This window comes from Blastomonas sp. UPD001, from assembly GCF_003426715.1.
GTDB lineage: Bacteria > Pseudomonadota > Alphaproteobacteria > Sphingomonadales > Sphingomonadaceae > Blastomonas.
Genome location: NZ_QKVT01000208.1, coordinates 1 through 2,888 on the forward strand (window position 1 = coordinate 1; position 2,888 = coordinate 2,888).

The window sequence follows — 2,888 nt, forward strand, 5'->3', positions numbered from 1 at the left end:
CGCTGTCGGGCGCGGCGGGTCGGACGATGCTGTGGGATGGAATTTCGAGGCTGGGGGTCAGCGGCGACTGGCTGATCGGACCCCGGATCGAAAGCGCCTGGGGCTCGGGCCGGGCGCTTGCGGCGGCGATGACCGCCTGATCGGATCGCCTGAGGATCAGACGATCGCGCCGGGGCCGATGCTCGCGGCGAGGAACAGCGCCGAGGTCAGGATCGCGAGCGCTGCGGCACCGATCCGATTGGGAAGCTGGAGCGACATGTTGGCGTTTCCTTGAGGAGGGAGCGTGCGGGCGATCAGACGATGACGCCGGGCAGGACGCTGGCGGCGACCAGGACGACCGACGAGATGGCGGCGAGAGCGGTAGCGATGACGTTCATTGTGGTGGTTTCCTGTTGAAGGCGATGGGGGGGCGGTGGGGATCAGACGATCATGCCAGGGCCGACGCTGGTGGCGATGAGGATGACCGAGCAGATCGAAGCAAGAGCGGTGGCGAGGAAGTTCATGGGTAAGGTCCTTTTGATGTCGAGATGAGGGAAGGGCTGAAGATCAGGCGACGACGCCGGGGGCGACGCTGGCGGCGATGAACAGGCTGGAGGTCAGGATCGCGAGGGCGACGGCGGCGATCTGGCTCTGGGCGTTCGAGAAGAGGGTCATGATGGTGTCCTTTCGTTTGTATCTGGTGTTTCCGAACCGTTCGTCCGGAGATGCCAATTACATTGCACAGACCGTGCCAAACCGAAAAAGGGCAGCAATTACAGCGGGATATCTTATTTGACAGGCTCGCTCGACATGAACGCATGCTGACTGTTGGGAAAATTTCCCATTAATCAGGATCGGCAGTGTGGCGATGGCGAGGCGGTCAGCCCGCCTTGGTGACCAGTCCGGTCGCTTCGGCCTCGACCTGCATGCGGCGCGCAAAGAACGGCGAGATCGTGAACCGCGCCAGCACGTCGGAGGCGGCAGCGCCTGCAGGCGCCCCCACGAGCTTCTCGAGCGCGCGCCAGTCGGCCTGCCCTTCTGCGACACGACCATTGGCGGCCAGCGCCAGCGCACGCGCGAGCAGGAAATTGGGCTGCGCCTCGAGCTCGGGCCGTTCGGCGCTGAGCGCGAGTTGCAGCGCCTCGGCGCGCTTGCCGTTGATCACCCGCGTGATCACCAGCGATCCGATCTGATAGCCGCCCGGCTGCTCGTTCATCGCGCTCGCGCGTTCGAGCACCGGCTCGGCTCCGGCATAGTCGCCGCACGACATCAGGAAGCTGCCTGCCAGACCCAAGGTGTCGGGCTCGAGCGGATTGGTCTCGATCGCGCGCCGCGAAAAGGCGATCGCGCGCGGACAATTGCCCCGCGCCCAGGCCGACCGCGCCACCGCAATCTGCGCCAGCGCGGACGTACCGTTGTTGCGCAATGCCGCCTCGGCCAGGTCGCGACCCCGCGGGGTCGGGGTCAGCGGCACCAGGCTCTTGCCGTGCGGCCGCGACAGCTCGAGGAACGATTGCGCCTGCAGCACCAGCGATTCGTTGGGATAGAGCTTCGCCGACGCTTCGAGGCATTTGCTCACCGCCGGTCGCTCGGCGGGATTTCGGCTCTGGCGGAAGCTGTCATAAGCGATCAGGCAGGGATAGCCGGGGGACATGTCGCCGCCGAGCAGCTTGCGCTGGTGCTGGATGACGACCCCGCCCGACCGGGCTACTTCGGAAATGCCCGCTCCGATGGCCTGCTCGACATCGGGCGCGGCGATCTGGGTACCATCATGGTTCACCTCGTACGACCACAGGGTCGTGCCGCTGGCCTTGTGCCGCAGCGTGAGAAAGATCGGCGCATTCGTGTTTGCAGGACCGGTGCCGCTGCCGCGCACGATCAGCAGATAGGCGCGCGCGAGATCGGTCTCGCTGACATCCTGGTGCGTCGCGCTGGTCACCGCGAGCATCTCGAAGCGCTGCAGGTGCATTTCGGCAATCTGCGCGGCGGTGTTGAGCTCGTCATTGCCCTGGGCCGGCTCGGTCAGAATCGTGACATGTGCGATCTGGCCGCGCATGTCGCGCCGCGCAGCCTCTTCGCTGGCGGTTTCGGGCCGCGCGAACAGCCAGATCAGATACAGTCCGCCAAGCAGCAGCAGCACCAGCGCGGCTCGCACCATCCAGCCCCGATCCGGACCTGCGGGCGCCTGCGAATGCGGCGCGGCAGAATCCGATGCCGCGATATCGGCGGCTGTCGCGGGCGCGGATGCTCCGGCCTCGGGCGTCACCGGCGGCGCAGCGCCGGCTCCCGCCAGCGGCGCGGCCATCGGAGCCAGCTCGACATTGTAGCGCCCGACCGGAATCACGATGCGATGCCGCCCCGCAGCCTCCTGCGCGGACAGGCCAGCATAATGCAGTTCGAGCATCTTGCGCAGCCGCCCGACCTGCACACGCGGATAGCTGTCGCTCTGCGGATCGAAACTGTCGTCGCGGCCGAGCCCGTCGACCGCGATCTGATAGGCCTTCAGCCTTTCGCCATTGCCCGCCAGCGTCTGCTCGACGAGATATTCGAGCAGCCGGCGCAACACGGGCGAGCGGACGAACTCCGGCGAGCGCATCACCAGGGCGAGTTCGTTCTGCAATGCGCTGCGTTCGGGTTGCGCACTCACCTGCGTATCATCCCTTCGGGGCTGGCCTGTATTCGATAGCTACGGATGAAGCGCCCGGAACCCTTATCTTGTCCGTCCCTGCTCGCATGAGGATATAGTCCGAAATGTAACATTGCAATCGGACGTGACATGAAAATAGCTGGAAGTACTGAAAAACTTGCATTTTACGGGTAACACGGGGCCGCATCGCCGCGGATGCTTTTTCTCGGCAAGGGCTTGGAACCGCACCCCATCGCCCCTATCGATGGCAGAGCATGCCGCC

1 protein-coding gene is annotated in these 2,888 nt (G+C 65.4%); it reads right to left on the reverse strand.

The window, feature by feature from the left end; translation table 11 throughout:
* Positions 1 to 859: 859 nt before the first annotated feature.
* Positions 860 to 2,626 carry a tetratricopeptide repeat protein gene (locus DM995_RS21000; RefSeq protein WP_157973455.1) on the reverse strand — a complete coding sequence of 589 codons (1,767 nt, stop codon included), beginning with the start codon at positions 2,624 to 2,626 and terminating at the stop codon, positions 860 to 862.
* Between the last annotated feature and the right edge of the window lie 262 nt (positions 2,627 to 2,888).